At 47.9% G+C, this 20806-nt stretch carries 19 protein-coding genes; 2 read left to right on the forward strand and 17 right to left on the reverse strand.

The annotated features are described in order from the left end of the window. Window positions 1-18: 18 nt before the first annotated feature. Window positions 19-858 (reverse strand): NAD(+) diphosphatase, encoded by an 840-nt coding sequence (nudC, locus tag AC4GL5_RS09120; RefSeq protein WP_490382466.1) that lies wholly within the window; start codon window positions 856-858, stop codon window positions 19-21. A gap of 117 nt (window positions 859-975) precedes the next feature. Here nudC and AC4GL5_RS09125 point away from each other — a divergent pair, with 117 nt between their 5' ends. Then, complete coding sequence (locus AC4GL5_RS09125) at window positions 976-1467, forward strand: DUF3010 family protein (RefSeq protein ID WP_490382467.1); 492 nt, start codon at window positions 976-978, stop codon at window positions 1465-1467. Between the two features lie 67 nt (window positions 1468-1534). On the opposite strand, the gene AC4GL5_RS09130 is transcribed toward AC4GL5_RS09125, so the two are convergent. The 5 genes from AC4GL5_RS09130 to ppsA form a co-directional block, all read right to left on the reverse strand. Then, window positions 1535-1891, reverse strand: coding sequence for a RidA family protein (locus AC4GL5_RS09130; protein ID WP_490382468.1), 357 nt, complete (start codon window positions 1889-1891; stop codon window positions 1535-1537). Between the two features lie 113 nt (window positions 1892-2004). Further along, the gene (locus AC4GL5_RS09135) at window positions 2005-2916 is read right to left on the reverse strand and encodes an alpha/beta hydrolase (protein ID WP_490382469.1); all 912 of its coding nucleotides are present in this window, start codon (window positions 2914-2916) and stop codon (window positions 2005-2007) included. Window positions 2917-2995: 79 nt separating this feature from the next. Beyond that, on the reverse strand, window positions 2996-4885 hold the full coding sequence (locus tag AC4GL5_RS09140; RefSeq protein WP_490382470.1) for an Lnb N-terminal periplasmic domain-containing protein: 1890 nt from the start codon (window positions 4883-4885) through the stop codon (window positions 2996-2998). 104 nt (window positions 4886-4989) lie between these two features. Continuing rightward, on the reverse strand, window positions 4990-5469 hold the full coding sequence (locus AC4GL5_RS09145; RefSeq protein WP_490382471.1) for a DUF3015 family protein: 480 nt from the start codon (window positions 5467-5469) through the stop codon (window positions 4990-4992). 229 nt (window positions 5470-5698) lie between these two features. Next, window positions 5699-8068, reverse strand: a complete 2370-nt coding sequence (gene ppsA / locus AC4GL5_RS09150) for a phosphoenolpyruvate synthase (protein ID WP_490382472.1) — start codon at window positions 8066-8068, stop codon at window positions 5699-5701. 94 nt (window positions 8069-8162) lie between these two features. Here ppsA and ppsR point away from each other — a divergent pair, with 94 nt between their 5' ends. Beyond that, window positions 8163-8990, forward strand: coding sequence for a posphoenolpyruvate synthetase regulatory kinase/phosphorylase PpsR (gene ppsR / locus AC4GL5_RS09155; protein WP_490382473.1), 828 nt, complete (start codon window positions 8163-8165; stop codon window positions 8988-8990). 92 nt (window positions 8991-9082) lie between these two features. On the opposite strand, the gene AC4GL5_RS09160 is transcribed toward ppsR, so the two are convergent. The 11 genes from AC4GL5_RS09160 to AC4GL5_RS09210 all read right to left on the reverse strand — a co-directional run bounded on the left by AC4GL5_RS09160 (window position 9083) and on the right by AC4GL5_RS09210 (window position 20494). After that, entirely contained in the window at window positions 9083-10180 is a 1098-nt protein-coding gene (locus tag AC4GL5_RS09160; protein WP_490382474.1) for a transglycosylase SLT domain-containing protein, read from the reverse strand. Window positions 10181-10264: 84 nt separating this feature from the next. Further along, window positions 10265-10546, reverse strand: coding sequence for a pyrimidine/purine nucleoside phosphorylase (gene ppnP, locus AC4GL5_RS09165; RefSeq protein WP_490382475.1), 282 nt, complete (start codon window positions 10544-10546; stop codon window positions 10265-10267). Window positions 10547-10616: 70 nt separating this feature from the next. After that, window positions 10617-11420: a polyphosphate kinase 2 gene (gene ppk2 / locus AC4GL5_RS09170; protein WP_490382476.1), complete on the reverse strand. Its 804-nt coding sequence runs from the start codon at window positions 11418-11420 to the stop codon at window positions 10617-10619. Window positions 11421-11531: 111 nt separating this feature from the next. Beyond that, window positions 11532-12884 (reverse strand): MATE family efflux transporter, encoded by a 1353-nt coding sequence (locus tag AC4GL5_RS09175; protein WP_490382477.1) that lies wholly within the window; start codon window positions 12882-12884, stop codon window positions 11532-11534. Beyond that, on the reverse strand, window positions 12874-14520 hold the full coding sequence (locus AC4GL5_RS09180; RefSeq protein WP_490382478.1) for a diguanylate cyclase domain-containing protein: 1647 nt from the start codon (window positions 14518-14520) through the stop codon (window positions 12874-12876). Before AC4GL5_RS09180 ends, AC4GL5_RS09175 begins: the two co-directional genes overlap by 11 nt. Window positions 14521-14680: 160 nt before the next feature. Then, the gene (locus AC4GL5_RS09185; protein WP_490382479.1) at window positions 14681-15481 is read right to left on the reverse strand and encodes a crotonase/enoyl-CoA hydratase family protein; all 801 of its coding nucleotides are present in this window, start codon (window positions 15479-15481) and stop codon (window positions 14681-14683) included. Window positions 15482-15628: 147 nt separating this feature from the next. Then, window positions 15629-16600 (reverse strand): branched-chain amino acid ABC transporter permease, encoded by a 972-nt coding sequence (locus AC4GL5_RS09190; RefSeq protein WP_490382480.1) that lies wholly within the window; start codon window positions 16598-16600, stop codon window positions 15629-15631. A 3-nt stretch (window positions 16601-16603) separates the two neighbouring features. Beyond that, the gene (locus AC4GL5_RS09195) at window positions 16604-17491 is read right to left on the reverse strand and encodes a branched-chain amino acid ABC transporter permease (RefSeq protein WP_490382481.1); all 888 of its coding nucleotides are present in this window, start codon (window positions 17489-17491) and stop codon (window positions 16604-16606) included. 177 nt (window positions 17492-17668) lie between these two features. Beyond that, window positions 17669-18886 carry an ABC transporter substrate-binding protein gene (locus AC4GL5_RS09200; RefSeq protein WP_490382482.1) on the reverse strand — a complete coding sequence of 406 codons (1218 nt, stop codon included), beginning with the start codon at window positions 18884-18886 and terminating at the stop codon, window positions 17669-17671. A gap of 133 nt (window positions 18887-19019) precedes the next feature. Next, a complete protein-coding gene (locus AC4GL5_RS09205; protein ID WP_490382483.1) occupies window positions 19020-19742 on the reverse strand; it encodes an ABC transporter ATP-binding protein in 723 nt (240 codons plus the stop codon). Continuing rightward, window positions 19739-20494, reverse strand: a complete 756-nt coding sequence (locus tag AC4GL5_RS09210) for an ABC transporter ATP-binding protein (RefSeq protein WP_490382484.1) — start codon at window positions 20492-20494, stop codon at window positions 19739-19741. Before AC4GL5_RS09210 ends, AC4GL5_RS09205 begins: the two co-directional genes overlap by 4 nt. Window positions 20495-20806: the final 312 nt, after the last annotated feature.

The raw sequence follows: 20806 nt of genomic DNA on the forward strand, positions 1-20806 counted from the left end.
AAAAGGCCTGTCGGCCTTTTATTTACTGTCTAACTCATCAGCAAAAACCTGCATAAGTTGCCCGGATATTGCAAAACCGCCTGGCTTCAGAGGAAAGTCCTCAAGCCGGCCCCAATGAGCTTCAACAATCTCGTGGCCATCCACTTTAATATCTCCACCGTCATACTCACAGATAAACCCAAGCATCAGAGAGTGAGGAAACGGCCAGCTCTGACTGGACTGATACCGGATATTTTTAACGGATACCCCTACTTCTTCAAAAATTTCACGCTGAACCGCTTGCTCAACACTTTCTCCGGGCTCGATAAAACCAGCAATACAACTGAAATAACCCGGTTTAAAGTTTGCATTTCGCGCCAGTAACACTTGGTCTCCCTGTGTAATCAGGGCAATAATACAAGGGTTGATTCGCGGGTATTGCCGATAGCCACAACTGTCACAACACATCGCGTTCTCAACCGGGTGCATCCGGGATTTATGACCGCAACGACTACAGAAGTTATGGTCTTGTTCCCAGGTGAGAAGCTGACTGCCCGATGCGATCAGCTCAAAATCACTTTGATCCAACTGAGGAAGCAGAGCACGAAAGCCATATCGCATGAACTGCTCCGGAAACGCCTCTGGCCAATCTTGCCACTCAACACTTCGTGCGCAGTAAACAGGAACGCCATCTCTATGAGTGATATACCTCCATTCAATATCTGGTAGGTTTCGCTCTTTCTGCCAGAAGGACAACATGCCAGCTGCCGAATGCAGAGGTTCAGCCGATGTATCGGTAATAAGTTCATTTCCTGCGAATAAGATGAGTAAACTATCTGCAGGTAATTGAAGAGTCTTGCTAAAGCGTTTCGCTTGCATAAAAGCTCCACTGGACGGTAGTTAACCCATTTAACGTTTAAACTCGGGTTTATGTAACCATGGGTTTATGATGGCAATGGGTTTATAATGCCGCGACATTTCGTTTATAGGTGCATTATGAAAGTTTGTGGTGTTGAACTAAAGGGCAGCGAAGCGCTTATCTGCCTGCTCTCTAAATCCGGTGACCTGTTTGATATTCCAGACTGCCGTCAAATCCGTTTTTCTGTTAAAGACAGCGATGATCAACAGCAGATGCGCTACTTTCAGCAATCTTTTGGTAAGCTTCTGGAAGACTACAAAGTCGATAGGGTCGTCATCCGTCAACGCCCCCATAAAGGCAAGTTTGCCGGTGGTGCCGTGGGTTTTAAGATGGAAGGCGCACTACAGGCTCTGACCTCCGTTGATGTAGACATTCTGACACCAACGCAGATTAAAGAGCAGTTAAAGAAAACACCGATGCCTATCGACTTTCGTGAAACCGGCCTGAAAATGTTTCAGGAGGTCGCTTTCACTACAGCGTTTGCCTATCTTAGCAACCCCAAAGTAACCAAGGGTTCAGCTCCGTCAGAGCCAGAAGAAGCAGAGGCCCCTAACCCCTGGAATACATGATTCCATCAGAATTCAAACCTAAAAAAACGCGCCTTAAGCGCGTTTTTTTAGGTTAGTCAGGCTGGACTCAGGCATTAAATTCAGCAGCAACCACTGACATCTCAACTAACAGCTCTGGACGAGCCATACGCGCCTCAACGCAAGCGCGTGCAGGCGCTACACCTTCAGGCACCCAAGCGTCCCAAACTTCATTCATGGCCGCAAAATCTTTCATATCACGAACATAGATCGTGACTGACAACAGATGATTCTTATCAGAACCCGCCTGAGCCAACAGTTTTTCAATTTTCTCCAGAGTAGTCCGGGTTTGTTCTTTGATGTCGGCATTCGCATCAGCGGCAACCTGACCACAAAGATAGATGGTACCGTTATGTTTAACGATACGACTCATACGTTGACCCACTTCCAGACGTTCAATCGTCATTGAAAACCTCATAAATACAGTTTGAAAATTAATTTGCGTATTTTAACAGAACAAATGGCAACAATTTATTTAAAAAATGATTTTCTACAGAAATAAAGACTATCCAGGTGGTTCTAGTCAGCACATTTACCCTTATTTATGAACCTCAAGGTTTCTGAACGCATCTGGTCGAAATTAAAAGATGCAATATGCCCTCCCCTGCTTTCCAGCCAGCAGGCCTCCTTATTGTCAGCGGCAATGACTTCGAAAACGGCCCTCCCCTGAGAATAAGGAATAACAGCATCATCTTTACTATGCATAACAAGCGTTGGTACTGAGATTTCCGCAGCCGCATCAACAGGATCCCAGGTCCCCGGTACAAGAAGAGTAAAGGGGTAAATAAGCCATCCTATAATATTTTTACTTGTCGCTTCCCGCGCAATTTTGCCAAACCCTTCAAAAGGAGCATCCAGAATCAGGCCATCAATTGCATAAAAATCTTCTGTTTTTGCAACAAAGTTAACAGCAAGACTTGCTCCTATGCTTTGTCCAAGAATAAAGAAACGTTTTTCAGGATAGTGCTGTTTAATCCAGCGGGTTGCAGCTTCGATATCCTGAAGAATATCCGGTAACGAGGCTTCCCCCTGAGATGCCCCAAAGCCGCGGTAATCGAGAGCTAAAACATCCACGCCTTGCTGGGTGAGCCAATAAATACTATGGCTATGGGTACTAATATTCTGGGCATTACCGTGCAAGTATAAGACAAGGGTATTACTTGCTTTCTTTTGAGCCGGCAACCACCAACTATGGAGGCGAGTGCCATCCGCTGCTGTAAGAATAATGTTTTTATAAGGCTGCCCCACCTCTTCCGGAGTAGAGAACCAAATACTATGCGGATAGAAGAAATAAGAAGTGGTTCCTGAGCAACCCGAAATCATCGAAACCAAAAACACGTTCAGCAGCAATTTCCTGCTCAAGATCGCTTTAATCCGTATCAGTATCGAAGACGTTAATGCTTTGCTATGGATTTTAGTAACGCGGATCACTCCATGCTCCTTAGCCAAAAAAACCAGCAGAATTAATAGGTTCTGCTGGCTTGGGCTCTTGCTCTTATCTTATTAGTGTCTAGTAATACCAATTGATACCCGTTGATATCTCGGACTGGTCAACCTGAATGTTGTCTTTCTCTGACTGAGTACCTTTAGCCGCTAAGCGAAACTGCCAATTGGGGGCTAAAGTGTAGCCCAGCTCTGCAGTAAGAGAGCGGCGTTTTACTGTATCGCCTAAACTAAACTCCTGAAAGTTTGCTTCAATCTGCGCCTGATACTGACTTTGTTGCAAAAGCCAGCCAGCCCTTGGGCCAATACTGAGCTGATAGCCTTTCTCAAACTGGTCATCGGCCAACAACTGAACCTCTGCCAAACCATAAAAACGCCCAATGTCCGTCAGATATGCCTGGCCAAAAGCGACTTTCAAATAGCCATAGAGGTCACCCTGGTCTCCGAGAGGTCTTTCAAGACCTGTCGTCACAGCCCAGGCTATCGGGCTTTGAAAATAGGTCTGGTGACTCAGTGATAACACATCGATCAGAATAAACCGATTAAGACGAACCTCACTGTCATCCCAAACCCTGGCATCAAACTGCCCCATCTGAATCTGTGAACCGGGCACATAGCCATCCGGTAGATCCATCACATTGTGATAGGCCAATCTGAGGCGGAGATCGACAAACTCTGCATCGCCCTGGTCTCCAGAAGTAGCACCGGCCCAGACTGCGAATCTTGAGCTCAAATGCCCTTCATCATCACGAATTGCAGGTGTCGGTGGCTCGGCATAGCCTGCGTCAACAGGCCTCTTAGCTCGTGCGGATAACAGTTTAATTGTTCGTTTGCGAAGCTTAGGGTTGTCTTTTTGTTTCTTAATAGCCAGATAACGCGCATAAGCATGAGCAAGCTCCAATGCACGAACTTGCTCCTGTTCATTAAGGCCGATCAACAGTTGTTCGATATCTGCTTCGGTATCCACCAGGTCTCGGGCCACTTTAAGAACGCTATCACGGGTTTGTTGACTCTTGTATTCAAGGCCGGAAGCTGCAGAAGCGCGATAATGTGTCGCTTCAACCAGATCAGCATCCTGTAAAACCCGAATGGTATCGACAGGCACAGCAGTAAATGCGAAATTTTTTGTCAGATCTGAGCGTTCTGAACTGGCGTCCAGCAAGGCCAACAGACGGTATGAGCAGTTTTCATCAAAGAAGTAATAGTCAAAATAGGTGTCTTTTGTTTCCCACACATGGCGAACAAACTGGTCAACTTCTTCCTCGGTCAGATTCAGCCGATATTCCCAGATATCGCGATATTCCATATGCTGGTATTCATTGGTTTTTTCATAGTACGGCATTACAGAAACAACGCCAGGGTAGCCTCCGGTTAACCCTTTGAAACTGAATACCAGCTCGTTATCGCTTGGGTCTGCATTCGCCGCAAAGTTGACACTATAGGAAAGGAGCTTACTTTTTGATTCATCTTCACGGTCCAAACGAACTAAAGTATGACCATACATAGAAGAAGGCGAGTTGATATGTGAAGCAGGAAAAATAAGTGTCAGATAGTGCGCATTGATCTCGCTCTTCCATTCATTGAATTCAGAGCAAGTCTGATCAATAAAAGTCTCTTCCGGAAATTGTTGTTTTAACCAATGATACCTGGCAGGAAAGCGGCATTGTGCAGACTCATTATCAGGCATATCCGTTTTTTTGAAAGCACTCACATCAGCTTTAAGCTCAGCTAAGAGGCTGGTTTTGCCTTCCTCAGAAAGATAAAAATCATCGCTATCATTCTGACCGATAAAGCGGAAAGTATAAGGATGCTTTCTGAAATGTAATAAATGAGCCCACTGTTTCTTTGCCGCGATATCTTCCGCGGATTGACTATTTAAGGTCTGGCCTGCATAAACCTGACAAGCTAATGATGAAGCAGCTAATAAAAAAAGTCCCAGTACCCCTGACCAACGCATAAAAGACGTTACTCCAATATCATGACAAATAAACAGCAAAACTAACAGGCAATAAAAAAGCGCGCCTAAGCGCGCTTTTTAAAAACGATTGAGAGCAAAGGGTATTAGCCCAGATACTTCTGCAGAGAAGCATCCTTAGCCATTGCTGCTTTCATCGCTTCGTATGCAGAGCCTGAAGTACCTTCAGCAGTGAAGATGCTGTCAAAGTTTGACTGTACAGTACGGTTGAATGCAACAGTATCCTGAGACTCGATACCCATTACTTCAGCCAGAGCAGTCAGAGATTCGCCTTCACCTTTAGCTGCATCCATAGCCAGCTGATCCATGTTGTCATCCATGAACGCCTGACCCAGCTGCAGAGGACCGTTAGCATCCTGACAACCCAGAGTACCGGAAGTCATACCGAAAGTCTGGTTACCAGATGTACCATTAGTAGTCGCAGCCATTACGTGCTCATACCATGCAGATGCATCTGGGAACAGAACAGAAGAACCTAAACCACAACCGGCAGGACCGTGGTTACCCGCAGCGAAAGCCATAGAAGAAGAAGTTAGTAGAATTGCGCCTGCAATAAGTTTTTTCATGGACTGGATCCTTGTATCTTTTTTTCCGAAAAGAATTTCCAAACAGCCATCGTGGCTGCGGGACTAAGTTACGATTTTTTATAAATTTTGTCTACATATAAAACTGTAACTTTACGTACAAGTTTTTCAGTATGTTTTTGATTACTCAAAAGAAAATAGATACCTATTAAATATATAAAACCCCGAAAAAGAACGACGACTTGTTCGGGGTTTTATATCGAAAAACTAATTAACTATCTTTATCTGCCAACATAAACCAGGTTTCCAACACCGCATCAGGGTTAAGGGAAACACTATCGATTCCCTCTTCCATCAGCCATTTCGCCAGATCCGGATGATCGGATGGCCCCTGTCCACAGATACCGACATATTTACCGGCTTTCTTACAGGCACTGATCGCCATGTGTAGCAGCGCTTTAACGGCAGGGTTACGCTCATCAAACAGGTGCGCAACGATACCGGAGTCACGATCCAGCCCCAGTGTCAGCTGGGTCAGGTCGTTGGAGCCGATGGAGAACCCATCGAAATAATCCAGGAACTGATCCGCCAGAATTGCGTTGGCAGGCAACTCACACATCATGATGACACGCAGATCGTTCTCGCCCCGTTTCAGGCCGTTCTCAGCCAACAGGTCGATCACTTCACGGGCTTCACCCAGTGTACGAACAAACGGCACCATAATTTCGACGTTGGTCAGACCCATCACATCACGCACTTTTTTCAGTGCACGACATTCCAGCTCAAAGCAGCTGCGGAAGGATTCTGAGATATAACGCGAAGCGCCTCGGAAGCCCAGCATCGGGTTTTCTTCAGCAGGCTCATACAGCTTACCGCCGATCAGGTTACCGTATTCGTTGGACTTAAAGTCTGACAGACGCACGATCACTTTCTTCGGATAGAAGGCCGCTGCCAGCGTGGAGATACCCTCCACCAGCTTGTCGACATAGAAATCCACCGGAGAGGTATAACCGGCAATACGCTTGGAGATACTGCGCTGCAGCTCAGGAGACAGCGTATCAAAGTCCATCAGTGCTTTCGGGTGTACACCGATCATACGGTTGATAATGAACTCCAGGCGCGCCAGACCGATACCTTCATTTGGCAGAGACGCAAAGCTGAAGGCACGATCCGGGTTACCCACGTTCATCATAATCTTGAACGGGATGTCCGGCATGGAATCCACATTGTTGGTCATGCGTTCGAAGTCCAGTTCACCTTCATAGATGAAACCGGTATCCCCTTCCGCGCAGGATACAGTAACCAGCTGACCTTCTTTCAGCTGCTCGGTGGCATCGCCACAACCGACCACTGCCGGGATTCCCAGTTCACGGGCGATAATCGCGGCGTGACAGGTGCGACCACCACGATTGGTGACAATCGCGGAAGCGCGCTTCATGACAGGTTCCCAATCCGGATCCGTCATATCCGTCACCAGGATATCGCCGGGCTGAACCTTATCCATCTCATCCGGGCTCATAATGATACGCACCGCACCGGAACCAATACGCTGACCGATGGAGCGACCTTCAACCAGCACTTCACCGCGCTCTTTCAGCAGGTAGCGTTCCATAACATTGGCATCAGAACGGCTTTTAACCGTTTCAGGACGCGCCTGAACGATATACAGTTGGCCATCATCGCCATCTTTGGCCCACTCGATATCCATCGGGCGGCCGTAGTGCTCTTCAATAATCATCGCCTGACGGGCCAGAGCCATCACTTCTTCATCATTGATGCAGAACTGACGACGCTCTTCCGGACTGACATCCACTGTTTCAACGGATTTACCGGTTTCTGCGGCTTCGCCATACACCATTTTGATCATTTTGCTGCCAAGGTTACGGCGTAACACGGCAAAACGACCCGCTTCCAGTGTCGGCTTGTGTACATAGAATTCATCAGGGTTTACAGCACCCTGTACAACGGTTTCACCCAGACCGTAAGAAGCCGTGATAAATGCGGCATCACGGAAACCGGATTCGGTATCCAGCGTAAACATCACACCACTGGCACCGGTCTCACTGCGCACCATCTTCTGGATACCCGCAGACAGCGCCACCAGAGAGTGATCAAAGCCCTGGTGAACACGATAAGAGATCGCACGGTCATTAAACAGTGATGCGAAAACTTCTTTAACCGCTGTTTTGATGTGCTCAAGCCCCTGAATGTTCAGGAAGGTTTCCTGCTGACCGGCAAAAGACGCATCCGGCAGGTCTTCCGCTGTTGCCGAAGAACGAACTGCAACCTTCAGATTTTCGTTGCCGTTCTGCAGCTGGGCGTAAGCTTTTTCAAGTGACTCTTCGAGAGCCGGTGGGAAGGGTGTTTCCAGAATCCAGTTACGGATCTGGGCACCGGTTTTTGCCAGGGCATTAACGTCATCAACATCCAGCTTATCCAGCTCAGCGTTGATACGATCAGCAAGGCCTTCATAGTTCAGGAATTCACGATACGCCTGAGCGGTCGTCGCGAAACCACCGGGTACAGATACACCGGCTCCGGCCAGATTACTGATCATCTCACCCAGAGATGCGTTTTTACCACCAACATGCTCAACATCATTCATGCCAAGCTGATCAAACCACGCGATGTATGCGTCCAACTTAAATCTCCCCCTGAGCTTGCTTTTCAGATGAATTCTTCGACAATGGAACGAGAATTTTTCAATGATACCATGAAGTTGCAGGCGAATAATTATGAAACGTACCGCCTTTTTTGTTTCCGATGGCACCGGGATTACTGTCGAGGCTCTGGGCAGAAGCCTTCTGGCTCAATTTGAGCACACAGAATTTACCTATGTCATTAAGCCTTTCATCGACTCACCCGAGAAAGCATCACGCCTCGTCGAACTAATCAATAATGTCTATTCCGAAGATGGCATCCGTCCAGTTGTCGTGGACACCATTGTAAATGATGATGTCCGGTCTGTGTTGAAAAGCGCAGAAGCATTCACCCTTGATATTTTCTCCACCTTTCTGGCACCACTAGAGGAAGAATTGGGTTCAGCGTCTTCCTACAGCGTCGGAAAATCTCATTCGATCCGTGAAGATGACAAGATTTATAAGGACCGTATTGACTCGGTTCACTTTGCGATCGACAACGATGATGGTGGCCGGACACGACATTACGACAAAGCCGATATTATTCTTTTAGGCCCTTCCCGTTGCGGCAAGACCCCCACCTGCCTCTACATGGCACTTCAGTTTGGTATAAGGGCAGCTAACTACCCACTGACCGACGATGACTTTGAGTACGGCGAGTTACCCAAAGCGGTACGTCACTACAAGCATAAGCTTTTTGGTCTGACAATTGACCCGGACCGCCTGGCGAATATCCGCAATGAACGTAAACCGGATAGTCGCTATGCGTCGCTGAAACAGTGTGAGATGGAAGTGGATGAGGCAGAGTTGCTTTACCAGCGCTTCGGTATCCCTTATATCAATTCAACGCATTTCTCTGTTGAAGAGATCTCGACACGCATGATGGAAGAAGCGGGCATTGAACGTCGGGCCGCGCCTAAATGAGTACAAAACTGATGGTAGAGCTACTGAACCTCATAGTAGGAGTTTGAAGCACAATGTTCGTAAAAGGACGCAGCACAACATTATGAAGGATATCAGGCGCTATAGAGCTCCATTCTTGAAACAACCTTACCTAAATAGTCCCGTGTTTCCTGATAAGGCAGGTTTCTCTTTAAGTGTGAGTACACCTGCTGCGGCTGTAACCGGTTTATTCTGGAGGCTGCTCCTCTGACACTGGTTGCCCCAGTAAAGGCCCGTGCAACATTTCCCGCTCCGGTATTATAGGCAGCTACCGCACAATAAAGTCGGCTTAACGGATCATCAATCAGGCGCAGGTAACGGTAATAGAGCAGGTGCAGATAAGCAGCCCCAGAGCGCACATTGATCTTCGGCTGATAGAGTTCAGAGGCGGTAAGCAACCGTGATCGCCCACTCAGGTACTCAGTGGTATCAAGCCCGGCACTTTGCGGAACAATCTGCATCAGCCCAAAGGCCGGTATATGGCTTCTGGCCATGGGATTAAAATAGCTTTCCGTATGCATAACAGCCATCACAAGGGCTGCCGATACTTTCTGCTCATCCGCATACTCTTCTGCCAGAGGCTGATAACGCTTAGCCTTGGTCGCGGTACTGCCTTCCGGTAACTGAATCACCACTCTGGCAACCGGGCGGCGATCTTCCACAATGCTTTTCTCAGCCGGTTTCAGAATGTCACCGGCACTTTTACCCACAAAAAGATCACTGAGGATAGGTTCTGCCGCAAGTTGTTCAGCATTTTTTTCTATCTGATCCCGATCCACCAGCTGAAGAATAGCGTCATCTTTGTAGGCTCCCTGGGTATCCAGATTGAGCAGTCGTTCCACTTCCTGCCTGATCTTACTGCCCGCCTCCGCCGGAGAAGCTCCTTGTGCCTCAATCGTGACCGTACCGGCCTTATAATCAACGGCGGAGCGAACCAGAAGGTCGGAGGAGTAACTGACAAACTCTGACCGGCTACTGATCTTAGCGTCCAGCCAATACTGTTTGATCTCCTGCTGGTAGACCAGCTGTGCGGCTCTGAAACGAGCCTGATAGTTATCAAACTGTTTACTCTGAAGTCCTTTGTACTCATCGAAGGTCATTGCAAAAGCCTCAGGCACACTTGCACCTGCTGTTGCCAGCAGTATTCCCTGCAAAAAGACTCTCCGTTCCATATGACCTCCGGTTTATTCAATCTTCAAATACCAGGAAGCCCGCACTGGGCGGGCTTCTTCTATAACGCGCAGAACTTTACCCGTTTAACGATACTGGCACAGGTAAGCGGTTTGTTCAGCGACTTTAACATCGAAGCTTTGATTCGCATCGATCTCAAAACGCTCACCCGCAGCATAAGTGATCCACTCATCGCTACCCGGCAGCTTTACCGTCAGCGCACCGGATACAACCGTCATCGTCTCGTGCTGGCTGGTGCCAAATGTGTAGTCACCCACATTCATTACACCAACGGTCAGCTGACCTTGTTTGTTGTCCAGAGCGATCGACTTAACCTGATCATCAAAATACGAGTTTACTTCTAACATGGGTTCTCTCACATAAAAGCTCTGCTAAAACAGAGTGTTGTTATCAGTTCGGTCATACCGAACCCAACCCCTAGTATATGTCCGGAACGAAATTAATTGAATCCAACGGTGGGCGTACATAACCCGTATCCTCCTGGCGCTCGGGCAGTTCAATAGGGTCAGGGGTCAGATCTTCATAATCGATCAGGCTGAGTAAGTGGCTGATAACATTAAGACGAGCACGTTTTTTCACCTCGCCATCGACCACATACCAAGGCGCTTCCGGGATGTCGGTATGAACAAACATGGCGTCTTTAGCCTTTGAATATTCAACCCAGCGAGTACGTGACTGCAAGTCCATTGGACTCAGTTTCCAGCGTTTATGAGGACGGTTAATGCGATCTTTAAAGCGACGTTCCTGCTCTTCGTCGGAAACGGAGAACCAGTATTTAACCAGTGTAATACCTGAACGTACTAACATACGTTCAAACTCAGGACAGGTACGCAGAAACTCCTGATATTCCTCATCGGTACAGAAACCCATCACCCGCTCAACGCCAGCGCGGTTATACCAGCTACGGTCAAAAAGCACGATTTCACCGGCACTTGGTAAATGCTTAACGTAACGTTGAAAATACCACTGTGTTTTTTCACGCTCAGTTGGTGCAGGCAGTGCAGCTACCCGACAAACCCGAGGGTTAAGAGCTTCTGTAATTCGTTTAATACTACCGCCCTTGCCTGCTGCATCGCGGCCTTCAAAGATGACCACGACCTTCATTCCTGTATGTCGCACCCATTCCTGAAGCTTAACAAGTTCAACCTGAAGCCGTTCCAACTCCTTTTCATAGAACTTTTTATCAATCTTCTTGGTATTACCAACTTTTTCTTCTGCCATGATTCCTTCCTTTAATTGGCTAAAACGCATCTGACTTGCAGCTTTTCAGTGTATCCAATGAAGACGGGGAATAACAAGAAGAGGAGGAAAAACCGGATAAGGATTAGGATTTTATTGATCTGAAACAGAGAGTTGTCGGATCGATTTGCGCACGGTCAACCAGGAGACATAAGCCATCATAGCGTTGGCAACGACAGCACCGCCAAAAATGCCATAAAGACCAAAAAACCAGGCACCCAATGCACAAACAGGCACATAAAAAACAAAAAGGCGAAGAATACTCAACCTGAGTGCAACCATCGGCTGGTGCAGGGCATTCATGGTCGAGTTGGCAAGAATAATAACGCCCTGAAAGCCCAACCCCAGAGGAACCAGCCAGAGGAACCCATACAGGTTATCTGCAAACCCGGTACCCTGATCGGCAAAAGCACCAACCAAAGGTGACCGAAAGGCAACCAGTAACAACCAGACAAGTGCCTGCCAGACAAGAGCAAACAGAAAACAACCCACGACCCCCTTGTAGAGCCGTTCAATTTGGTTGGCTCCCAGGTTCTGACTGACAAAAGGTGGCAATGTCATTGAAAGTGCAAGAATAACGATAAGCGAGACAGATTCAATTCGATTTCCCACACCAAAACTGGCCACAGCCTCCGTGCCAAAAATTGCCACGATACGGGTTAAAATCGCTGCACTAATAGGAGTCAGGATGCTGGAAATAATTGCCGGGATGGCAATTTTTCCAATAGCTCGCCAGCTTTCCATAACGTCGCAAAAACGAACTGCACTAAAGGTGAGCAGTTGATTACGAACCTGAGGCAGAAGAAGAACAGCAACCGTCAGTAACATCCACGAGATTAGAGTGGCAAGTGCCGCCCCCTGAACCCCCATCCCAGGTATCGGTCCCCAGCCAAAAATAAGCAATGGATCCAAAAGAGCATTGAGTAGCGCAGATGCAATCATTGCCAGGCCCGGAATCAGAGTGTTTCCTGATGCCCTCAGGGCACTACTGATCGTTCGGGGAAAAACCACAAACAAGGTCCCCAGATACCAGACCTTCATATAATCCCGGATGTAAGGCATCAGCTCGTCAGAAACACCCAAGAGTCGAAATAAAGGCTCTAGAGTCAGCCAACCCAGAAGCGTCAGCAATAGAGATAAAACAATGGCCAGCAACGCTGAATCAGTTGTTCTGCGCTTGACCAGTTCATGGGCTTTTTGACCAAGAAGCCGACCAACAACGGCTGAAGTGCCAATACCAAGACCAATAGATAATGAGATCAGTGTAAAGGTAACCGGGAAGGTAAAGGTAACAGCAGCCAAAGCTTCTGTTCCCAACTGAGCGATAAAGTAAGCATCAACAAGATTGAACAGCATCAGGGCGACAATGCCCCCCATCACCGGCACTGTCATCTTAAAAAGTAACAAGGCGACAGGGTCGCTTGTTAAATTAGGCTTAGCGCTCATCAGATGGCTCTGCGGATGACGATTCTTGATGCGAACCAGGTATTTCCTGCGTCATAACGTCCGCTCCAGCCTGCACGACCTGATTCCTGCCTCCGGCTTTAGCACTATAGAGAGCCCGGTCAGCAAGGCGAATCAGCTCAGACACATCGCCCTCCAACTCAGATTTCATCGTGGCCACCCCCATGCTTACCGTGACATAAGGAGAAACCTTTGAGGCCGCATGAGGAAGGCGCAGCTGTTCAATCACCTTTCGGCACTGCTCGGCAAGAATCACCGCATTCTCGTTGGTATCCGGAAGTAAAATAGCAAACTCTTCACCACCGTAGCGGGCAACCAGATCCATAGGCCTGGACATCATATCTTTTAATGCCTGAGCAACCGCGTGAATACACTCATCCCCTTCAAGGTGGCCATAATAGTCGTTATAAAGCTTAAAACAGTCGATATCGACCATAATCAACGTCAGAGGTGTCCGGTTGCGCAAAGAGCGTTTCCACTCTTTGTCGAGCACTTCATCAAAGTAACGTCGATTGGCTACCGCAGTTAAGGCATCTGTTCGGGAGATTTCGGCTAACTCCTGATTTGAGGTCAACAGCTGCCGAGTCTCATGTCGGATACGGGCATTTTTGCGCGAAACCCGCATAAAAATATAAGAAATAAGTCCGGTAAGCGTGACACCAAGAACAAATATCAGGTGCGGCAGCCACGTCGCTTTACTTTTGAAGTAATAATGCGTGGGTAGTGCCTCTAAAAACCATTGTCGATTAACACTCACATGCATAGGGACAAGCACTGAGCGGCCCGGATCTATCTCCAGTCGGGTTCGGCTCACATGATGATGCAACAGCGTAGGTTCCAGCGCTCCGGTCTGGTCCCAAAGCTTCATATCAATACCCGAAACACGAATCTGACTGAGTGCATCTTCAAATGAGATTCGAAGATCAATCACTGCAACAATATAACCCGCAATCTTCCCCGGATAGCCTCTCAGAGGAATCGAGAGAACGGCTTTAACCATCGAGGTGTGATAGCTCCCTTGCTTCTGCAGCGCGTCACTCAGCTCAATACGCCCAGAAGTAAGAATCAGCTCACCGGAAGATTTTGCCTGCTCGAGAAGAGGATTAAGGGAGTCGTTCCCAACCATATCAATGCCAATAGGCATTTTTTGGGTACTTTCTCCCTGAAAATAAGTGACAGGCCGATGAACACCCTGGCTTCGTTCAGAATGCTTAAACTCACCCTCAGCATTCTGTTCAAGCACTGCGAACTTAGTTAACCCATTGACTTCGACGACATCTTTTTCGAAAACAGAGCGCAATTGAGTATTGATTTCAGGAATCCAGTAAACGGCCACAATATCTTTGTGACGAGCCCGACTATTACTGGCAACGAATTCAAAATCATCCTGACGGGGAATCGCTTGAGCAATAAATAGTGTCCGGAGGGTATAGAGAGCCTCAAGTGACGTGTTTAGCTCGCGGCTGAATACCGCACTACGGTCCGTAACATCTTTTACAAAACGATTTCTAAGCTGTTCCTGTTCTGAGAAATGCAGTAGCCAGGCCGCTCCCAAAGAGAAGCTAAGACCAATAATCAGAATAAGAAAAGCCCAGTTACGGGATGTAGTTTCTTTCATTAAAAAACCAGTTTTCAGACGATACAAGCCTGAAGATGCTTATTATGTTCCAAGGGGCGTGGATTATCACAAATCCACGCCATAAAAAGAATATCTAAACTGATATTTTTAACGGTTAGTTTTTCAGGATTTGTACCGATTTACGCCAAACGTCTGATATTTAGTGCCCGGTAAATCTGGGTTCTCTTTTTTCAAGCATAGCAGCAACCGCTTCGCCATGATCCGACGTATGATGAGCTAATGCCTGCATAGATGCAGAGAGTTCCAACAAGGTCTCCAGTGATACTTTCTGCCCCTCTTTCAACAATTTCTTGGTCATTCTCAATGCCCGGGGAGGATTGACGGCTATACGCTCAGCCATTTTATAGGCCGCAGTCATTAGCTCTTCCGGCTCGGCAACCTGAGAAACCATGCCCCAGCTTAACGCGGTATCGGCATCTACCGCTTCCCCGGTGAACGCCATTTCACAGGCACGGGACATTCCTATGGCCCGCGGCAGAAACCAAGCCCCACCATCACCAGGAATAATGCCTATTTTGGCAAAGCTCTCTGCAAACTTAGCTTTTGTGGAGGCTATGCGGATGTCACACATCATCGCCAGATCGCAGCCTGCGCCGATTGCCGGGCCATTAACGGCCGCAATCAGAGGCACTTCAAGGTTATTCATCGCCAGCGGGATGCGTTGAATACCCCGGCGATAACCTTCTCGAAGCTCAACCGGAGAACCGCCAAACATACCTTCTTTCTCGTGCATATCTTTAACATTGCCACCGGATGAAAAAGCCTTACCAGCTCCGGTAAGTACGACAACTGAGACACTATCATCACGATTTATCTTTCTGGCGGCCGCTTCAAAGGCATCAATCATCGCATCGGATGAGATCGCATTGCGAGTCTCATCCTGATTCATGGTCAGCGTTACAACTGAACCTTCCTGCTGATACAACAAGACATCACTCATCAAAGGTACTCCTTCATTCATTAACTTGTCTCATTCACTAAAAATACGACGGTCATCGCAGCCCGAACCATTAATAAAAAAAGCCTGTACAAAGCGTACAGGCTCACAGGCACTTAAAAAGTGTGCAATACAAAAAGCTATGGGGACTTAGTTAAAATTCTTTTTCATAAATTTCTGGATCTCCCCAACAATACCACTTCGGAAAAGCAGTACACAGATCACAAAAATCAGACCCAGAATCACCGGTACCCAGGAAGACAGAGGACCCTGAGACAGATAATTCTGCAAAGTCACAACTGTCGTCGCACCAACGATTGGACCAAAGATGGTGCCCACACCGCCCAGCAAAGTCATCAGGATAACCTCACCGGACATGTGCCAATGCGCATCCGTCAGGGAGGCCAGCTGGAAAACCAGACTCTTGGTAGAACCCGCCAGCCCCGCCAGCGCTGCCGAGATAACAAAAGCAACCAGCTTGAATTTATCGACATCGTAGCCCAGAGATACCGTGCGCGGCTCATTTTCACGAATCGCTTTCAGGATCTGGCCGAATGGAGAATGAATCGTACGGTAAATGATCGCAAAACCGATAACGAAAACCGCCAGCACGAAGTAATACATTGGCAGGTTGCCTTCAAGACTGAACAGACCAAACAACTTACCCCGTGGAATCCCCTGCAGACCATTCTCACCACCGGTGAAAGGCGCCTGAACATAGAGGAAGAAGACCAGCTGAGACAACGCCAGCGTGATCATCGCAAAATAGATACCCTGGCGGCGGATCGCCAACTTACCAAAGATGAAGCCCATAACCGCTGAGCACGCAGTCCCCACAAGAACACCCAGCTCAGGGGTAAGCCCCCACTGCATAATGGTATGGCCCGTGATATAGCCACCGGTTGCCAGAAATGCAGCGTGTCCGAAAGAAAGCAAACCACCATAGCCCAGCATCAGATTAAATGCGCAGGCAAACAGCGCAAAGCAAAGGAGCTTCATCAGAAAAACCGGATAGATGGCGAAAGGTGCAACCAAACCCACCATCAGAAGAAGCATAAAAGACAGTTTTGTTTTATTCATAGTTTTACCTGTCGCGCCACTGTTCAGTGCTTGAGTCGTCATGATTTAAGCCTCCTTACCAAACAGTCCGGCCGGACGTACAAGAAGTACAATAATCATCACCAGGAAGATCACCGTTGTCGAAGCTTCCGGGTAGAAAACTTTAGTCAGACCTTCGATCAGTCCCATCATCAGCCCCGTGACAATCGCCCCGAAGATCGATCCCATGCCACCAATCACAACAACAGCAAATACAACAATCAGCAGATTTGACCCCATCACAGGGCTCACCGAGTAGATCGGGGCTGCCAGAACACCAGCAAAAGCAGCCAATGCCACACCGTATCCGTAAGTCAGCGTAATCAGTAACGGCACATTAATACCGAAGGCCTGCAGCAACTGTGGATTCTCAGTACCTGCACGCAGATATGCGCCCAGCTTAGTACGCTCGATCATGTACCAGGTGCCGAAGCAGATCACCAGTGAGGCAACAATAATCCAGGCGCGGTAGGTTGGCAGGAACATAAAGCCCAGATTATTACCGCCCTGCAGCAGCTCAGGTGCAGAGTACGGCTGACCTGAAACACCAAAAAAGTGAATAAAGGAGCCTTCAATAATCAGTGCCAAACCAAAGGTCAGCAGCAGACCGTAAAGGTGGTCCTCTTTGTAAAGACGGCGCAACATGGTTTTTTCGATGGCGATACCGATTGCAGCAACCACCAAAGGCGCAAGTACTAACGCTACCCAATAGTTGACACCCAGAAACTTGAGGCCTAACCAGGCGACGAATGCACCCAGCATATACTGAGCACCGTGTGCGAAATTAATAATGTTTAACAGGCCAAAAATAATAGCCAGACCCAGGCTCAGCAGTGCATAGAAAGATCCGTTAATCAGACCGATCAACAGCTGGCCAAATAAAACCTGCGGCGGAAAACCCAGTAACTCTGCCATAACAAAACCCTTTAACGCTCTTGAAAAGGCGCCACCCTAGAAACACAGGTGTCGTTATTCTTATTGTTCAATAAACCGGAAACACATAGAAAAACCGGAGAAGCTATACACCCAAGCAGATGAAGGCTTGAGCGTGACGGGCCTCAGAACAGCCCGTCACAGTGAGGTCACGCGATATTAGCGACCTGCAACCAGCTTGCACTTAGACTCAGCCAGAGGGCGGAATGCCTTCTCTGCTGGGATAGTGCGCAGGATTTTGTAAAGATCCCATTCACCGGTTGATTCGGAAGGCTTCTTAACTTCAGCCAGATACATATCGTGAACCATACGACCATCATCACGAATACGACCGTTTTGCGCGAAGAAGTCATTAATTGGCGCTTTCTTCATCTGAGCCATTACAGCGGAAGATGCATCACTGTTAGCTGCCTTAACAGCTTCCAGATAGTGCATCATTGAAGAGTAGATACCCGCCTGAACCATGGTTGGCATTTTGCCGGTACGATCAAAGTAACGCTTAGACCATGCACGGGTTTCAGGCGTACGATCCCAGTAATAACCGGTTGTCAGCTGCAGCCCTTGCGTGGTTTCCAGACCAAGGCTGTGTACATCGTTCAGGAAGATCAGCAGACCAGCAATTTTCTGACCTGCCTGTACAACACCGAACTCTTTAGCGGTTTTCAGCGAGTTAGTGGTATCCGCACCCGCATTAGCCAGACCCAGAATCTTAGCGCCGGATGCCTGAGCCTGAAGAATGAAAGAGGAGAAATCATTCGTGGCAAGAGGATGGCGAACACCACCGATAACTTGACCGCCGCTTTCTTTAACAACTTCGGTTACGTCAGCTTCCATCGCATGACCAAAAGCATAATCAGCCGTCAGGAAGAACCAGGAATCCCCACCTTCTTTTACAACCGCCTCGCCCGTACCGTGAGCTAACGCATAGGTGTCGTAAACATAGTGCACAGAGTTAGGTGTGCAGTACTGGTTGGTAATAGAGGAAGACGCGGAACCCGATACAATTGAAACCTTATCTTTCGCTTCAACAACCTTGTTTACCGCGATAGTTACGGCAGAAGATACCATGCCGGCAACCATGTCGACTTTTTCAACGTCAATCCACTGACGTACTTTGTTAGCGCCAATATCAGGCTTATTCTGATCATCAGCACTTACAATAGTGATTTTCTTGCCGTTAACTTTGCCACCGAAGTCTTCGATAGCCATCTTAGCGGCTTCAAGACCACCCGGGCCTGCCAGTGCGGAATAAGTACCGGACATATCAGCCAGATAACCGATACGAACTTCATTATCGGAGATATCTGCCTGAGCAGCGGTAGACGCCGCCATTGCCGATACGATTGCGCTGCACATTAGTTTTTTCAGCATTTTCATAGTCCACTCCATCGCTTTCGCGTTGTTATTGTTGTTGTGGTTTTAGGGTTGGTTATTGCGGTTATTGCAAAACCGGGTTAGGCACTTATTGTTTTTGTTTGCCCGCGACTCTGCCCTCTTGGCTGAATCGCTTTTAAACACCCAGATAGGTGTTCAGCAAATCCATTTTCTCTTCCAGTTCATGACTGGCGATCTCTTCAACGATTGAGCCATGCTCCATCAGGTAGTGACGGTCAGCCAGTGGTGCAGCAAAACGGAAGTTCTGCTCAACCAATACAATCGTTAATCCTTTGTCTTTTAACTTCAGAAGTACCTCGCCCAGTGACTGAACAATCACAGGGGCAAGACCTTCAGTGATCTCATCCAGCAGCAACAGGTTGGCACCGGTACGGAGAATACGGGCCATCGCCAGCATCTGCTGTTCACCACCAGACAGACGCGTACCCTGGCTGGTACGGCGCTCATACAGGTTTGGGAACATCTCATATATATCATCCAGAGACATACCACCACTGCGAACCGTTGGCGGCAGCATCAGGTTCTCTTCCACATTCAGGCTGGAGAAGATGCCACGCTCTTCCGGGCAAAAACCAACGCCCAGATGCGCAATCTGGTGAGCAGGCATACCAACGGTCTCGTTACCGTTCACCATAATAGAACCGGTACGCTTACCCACCATATTCATAATGGACTTAAGGGTGGTCGAGCGACCCGAACCGTTACGACCCAGCAGGGTTACCAGCTCGCCACGGTTTACCTTCATATCAATACCATGAAGGATATGGGACTCACCGTAAAAAGCGTGCAAATCAGAGATACGAAGCTGTTCAATATCTTTTTTATGTTCCAAACTCATGCTGCTTCACTCCCCATGTAGGCTTCACGCACGTCAGGGTTCTGAGACACCTCTTCGTAAGGGCCTTCCGTCAGCACGGCGCCGCGCTGCAAAACAGTGATGCGATCAGACAGGCTGGAAACAACATGCAGGTTATGCTCAACCATCAGAATGGTACGACCGACAGATACTTTCTTGATCAGCGCCATCACACGCTCAACATCTTCGTGACCCATGCCCTGAGTCGGCTCATCCAGCAGCATCAGTTCCGGCTCAAGTGCCAGAGTGGTTGCCAGTTCAAGAGCGCGCTTACGGCCATAAGGCATTTCAACAGTGATGGTATCTGCCCATTTAGCCAGATCCACTTCTTCAAGCAGTTCCATAGCGCGGTCGTTCAGCACATCGAGTGAGCGGTCAGATTTCCAGAAATGGAAAGACGTACCCAGCTTACGCTGCAGAGCGATACGCACATTATCCATAACCGTCAGGTGGGGAAATACAGCGGAGATCTGAAAAGACCGGACCATACCCATTTTGGCAATATCAGTCGGTGACTGATGAGTAATGTCCGTGCCATTAAACAGGATCTTTCCATGAGTCGGCGTCAGAAACTTAGTCAGCAGGTTGAAACAGGTGGTCTTACCTGCTCCATTCGGTCCGATCAAAGCATGGATGTGACCGCGCTGAACCTGAAGATTAACATCATCAACCGCGGTAAAACCTTTAAACTCTTTGATCAAGCCTTGGGTTTCCAGCACAAAATCTTGGCTCATTCCAAAGTCCTCGTAGCCGGAATGTAACACCGTCTGCCAGCAGACAGATCACACTCCATAAATTGTATTGTTATTGTTTTATGCTGATCCAAAGTCCATCCAACCTTGTTGTTTTTATTGCCTGAAGTCTCTTGCTTCAGCGGCTGGTTAGATCAGCGAAAAGATTAAAAATAACCTTTACGTAAACGTAACATATAGGGTTTAAAAAGCCCGTACAATCCCTTTTTTTACCTATTAGACCAATGGTTAATAATGTTTGAAACTTGTGACTATCTGCGGTCATTTGTCGCAAAAAAGAGACTAATGAGTCAC

This window comes from Oceanospirillum sp. (genome assembly GCF_982874595.1).

Coding starts and splice junctions, on each gene's coding strand:
- AC4GL5_RS09130 (WP_490382468.1), bottom strand. CDS start 1,891: ATGACGATTGAACGTCTGGAAGTGGGTCAACGTATGAGTCGTATCGTT.
- ppk2 (WP_490382476.1), bottom strand. CDS start 11,420: ATGGCAGAAGAAAAAGTTGGTAATACCAAGAAGATTGATAAAAAGTTC.
- AC4GL5_RS09190 (WP_490382480.1), bottom strand. CDS start 16,600: ATGACGACTCAAGCACTGAACAGTGGCGCGACAGGTAAAACTATGAAT.
- AC4GL5_RS09145 (WP_490382471.1), bottom strand. CDS start 5,469: ATGAAAAAACTTATTGCAGGCGCAATTCTACTAACTTCTTCTTCTATG.
- AC4GL5_RS09195 (WP_490382481.1), bottom strand. CDS start 17,491: ATGGCAGAGTTACTGGGTTTTCCGCCGCAGGTTTTATTTGGCCAGCTG.
- nudC (WP_490382466.1), bottom strand. CDS start 858: ATGCAAGCGAAACGCTTTAGCAAGACTCTTCAATTACCTGCAGATAGT.
- ppnP (WP_490382475.1), bottom strand. CDS start 10,546: ATGTTAGAAGTAAACTCGTATTTTGATGATCAGGTTAAGTCGATCGCT.
- AC4GL5_RS09200 (WP_490382482.1), bottom strand. CDS start 18,886: ATGAAAATGCTGAAAAAACTAATGTGCAGCGCAATCGTATCGGCAATG.
- AC4GL5_RS09175 (WP_490382477.1), bottom strand. CDS start 12,884: ATGAGCGCTAAGCCTAATTTAACAAGCGACCCTGTCGCCTTGTTACTT.
- AC4GL5_RS09140 (WP_490382470.1), bottom strand. CDS start 4,885: ATGCGTTGGTCAGGGGTACTGGGACTTTTTTTATTAGCTGCTTCATCA.
- AC4GL5_RS09205 (WP_490382483.1), bottom strand. CDS start 19,742: ATGAGTTTGGAACATAAAAAAGATATTGAACAGCTTCGTATCTCTGAT.
- AC4GL5_RS09180 (WP_490382478.1), bottom strand. CDS start 14,520: ATGAAAGAAACTACATCCCGTAACTGGGCTTTTCTTATTCTGATTATT.
- AC4GL5_RS09210 (WP_490382484.1), bottom strand. CDS start 20,494: ATGAGCCAAGATTTTGTGCTGGAAACCCAAGGCTTGATCAAAGAGTTT.
- ppsR (WP_490382473.1), top strand. CDS start 8,163: ATGAAACGTACCGCCTTTTTTGTTTCCGATGGCACCGGGATTACTGTC.
- AC4GL5_RS09185 (WP_490382479.1), bottom strand. CDS start 15,481: ATGAGTGATGTCTTGTTGTATCAGCAGGAAGGTTCAGTTGTAACGCTG.
- AC4GL5_RS09125 (WP_490382467.1), top strand. CDS start 976: ATGAAAGTTTGTGGTGTTGAACTAAAGGGCAGCGAAGCGCTTATCTGC.
- AC4GL5_RS09160 (WP_490382474.1), bottom strand. CDS start 10,180: ATGGAACGGAGAGTCTTTTTGCAGGGAATACTGCTGGCAACAGCAGGT.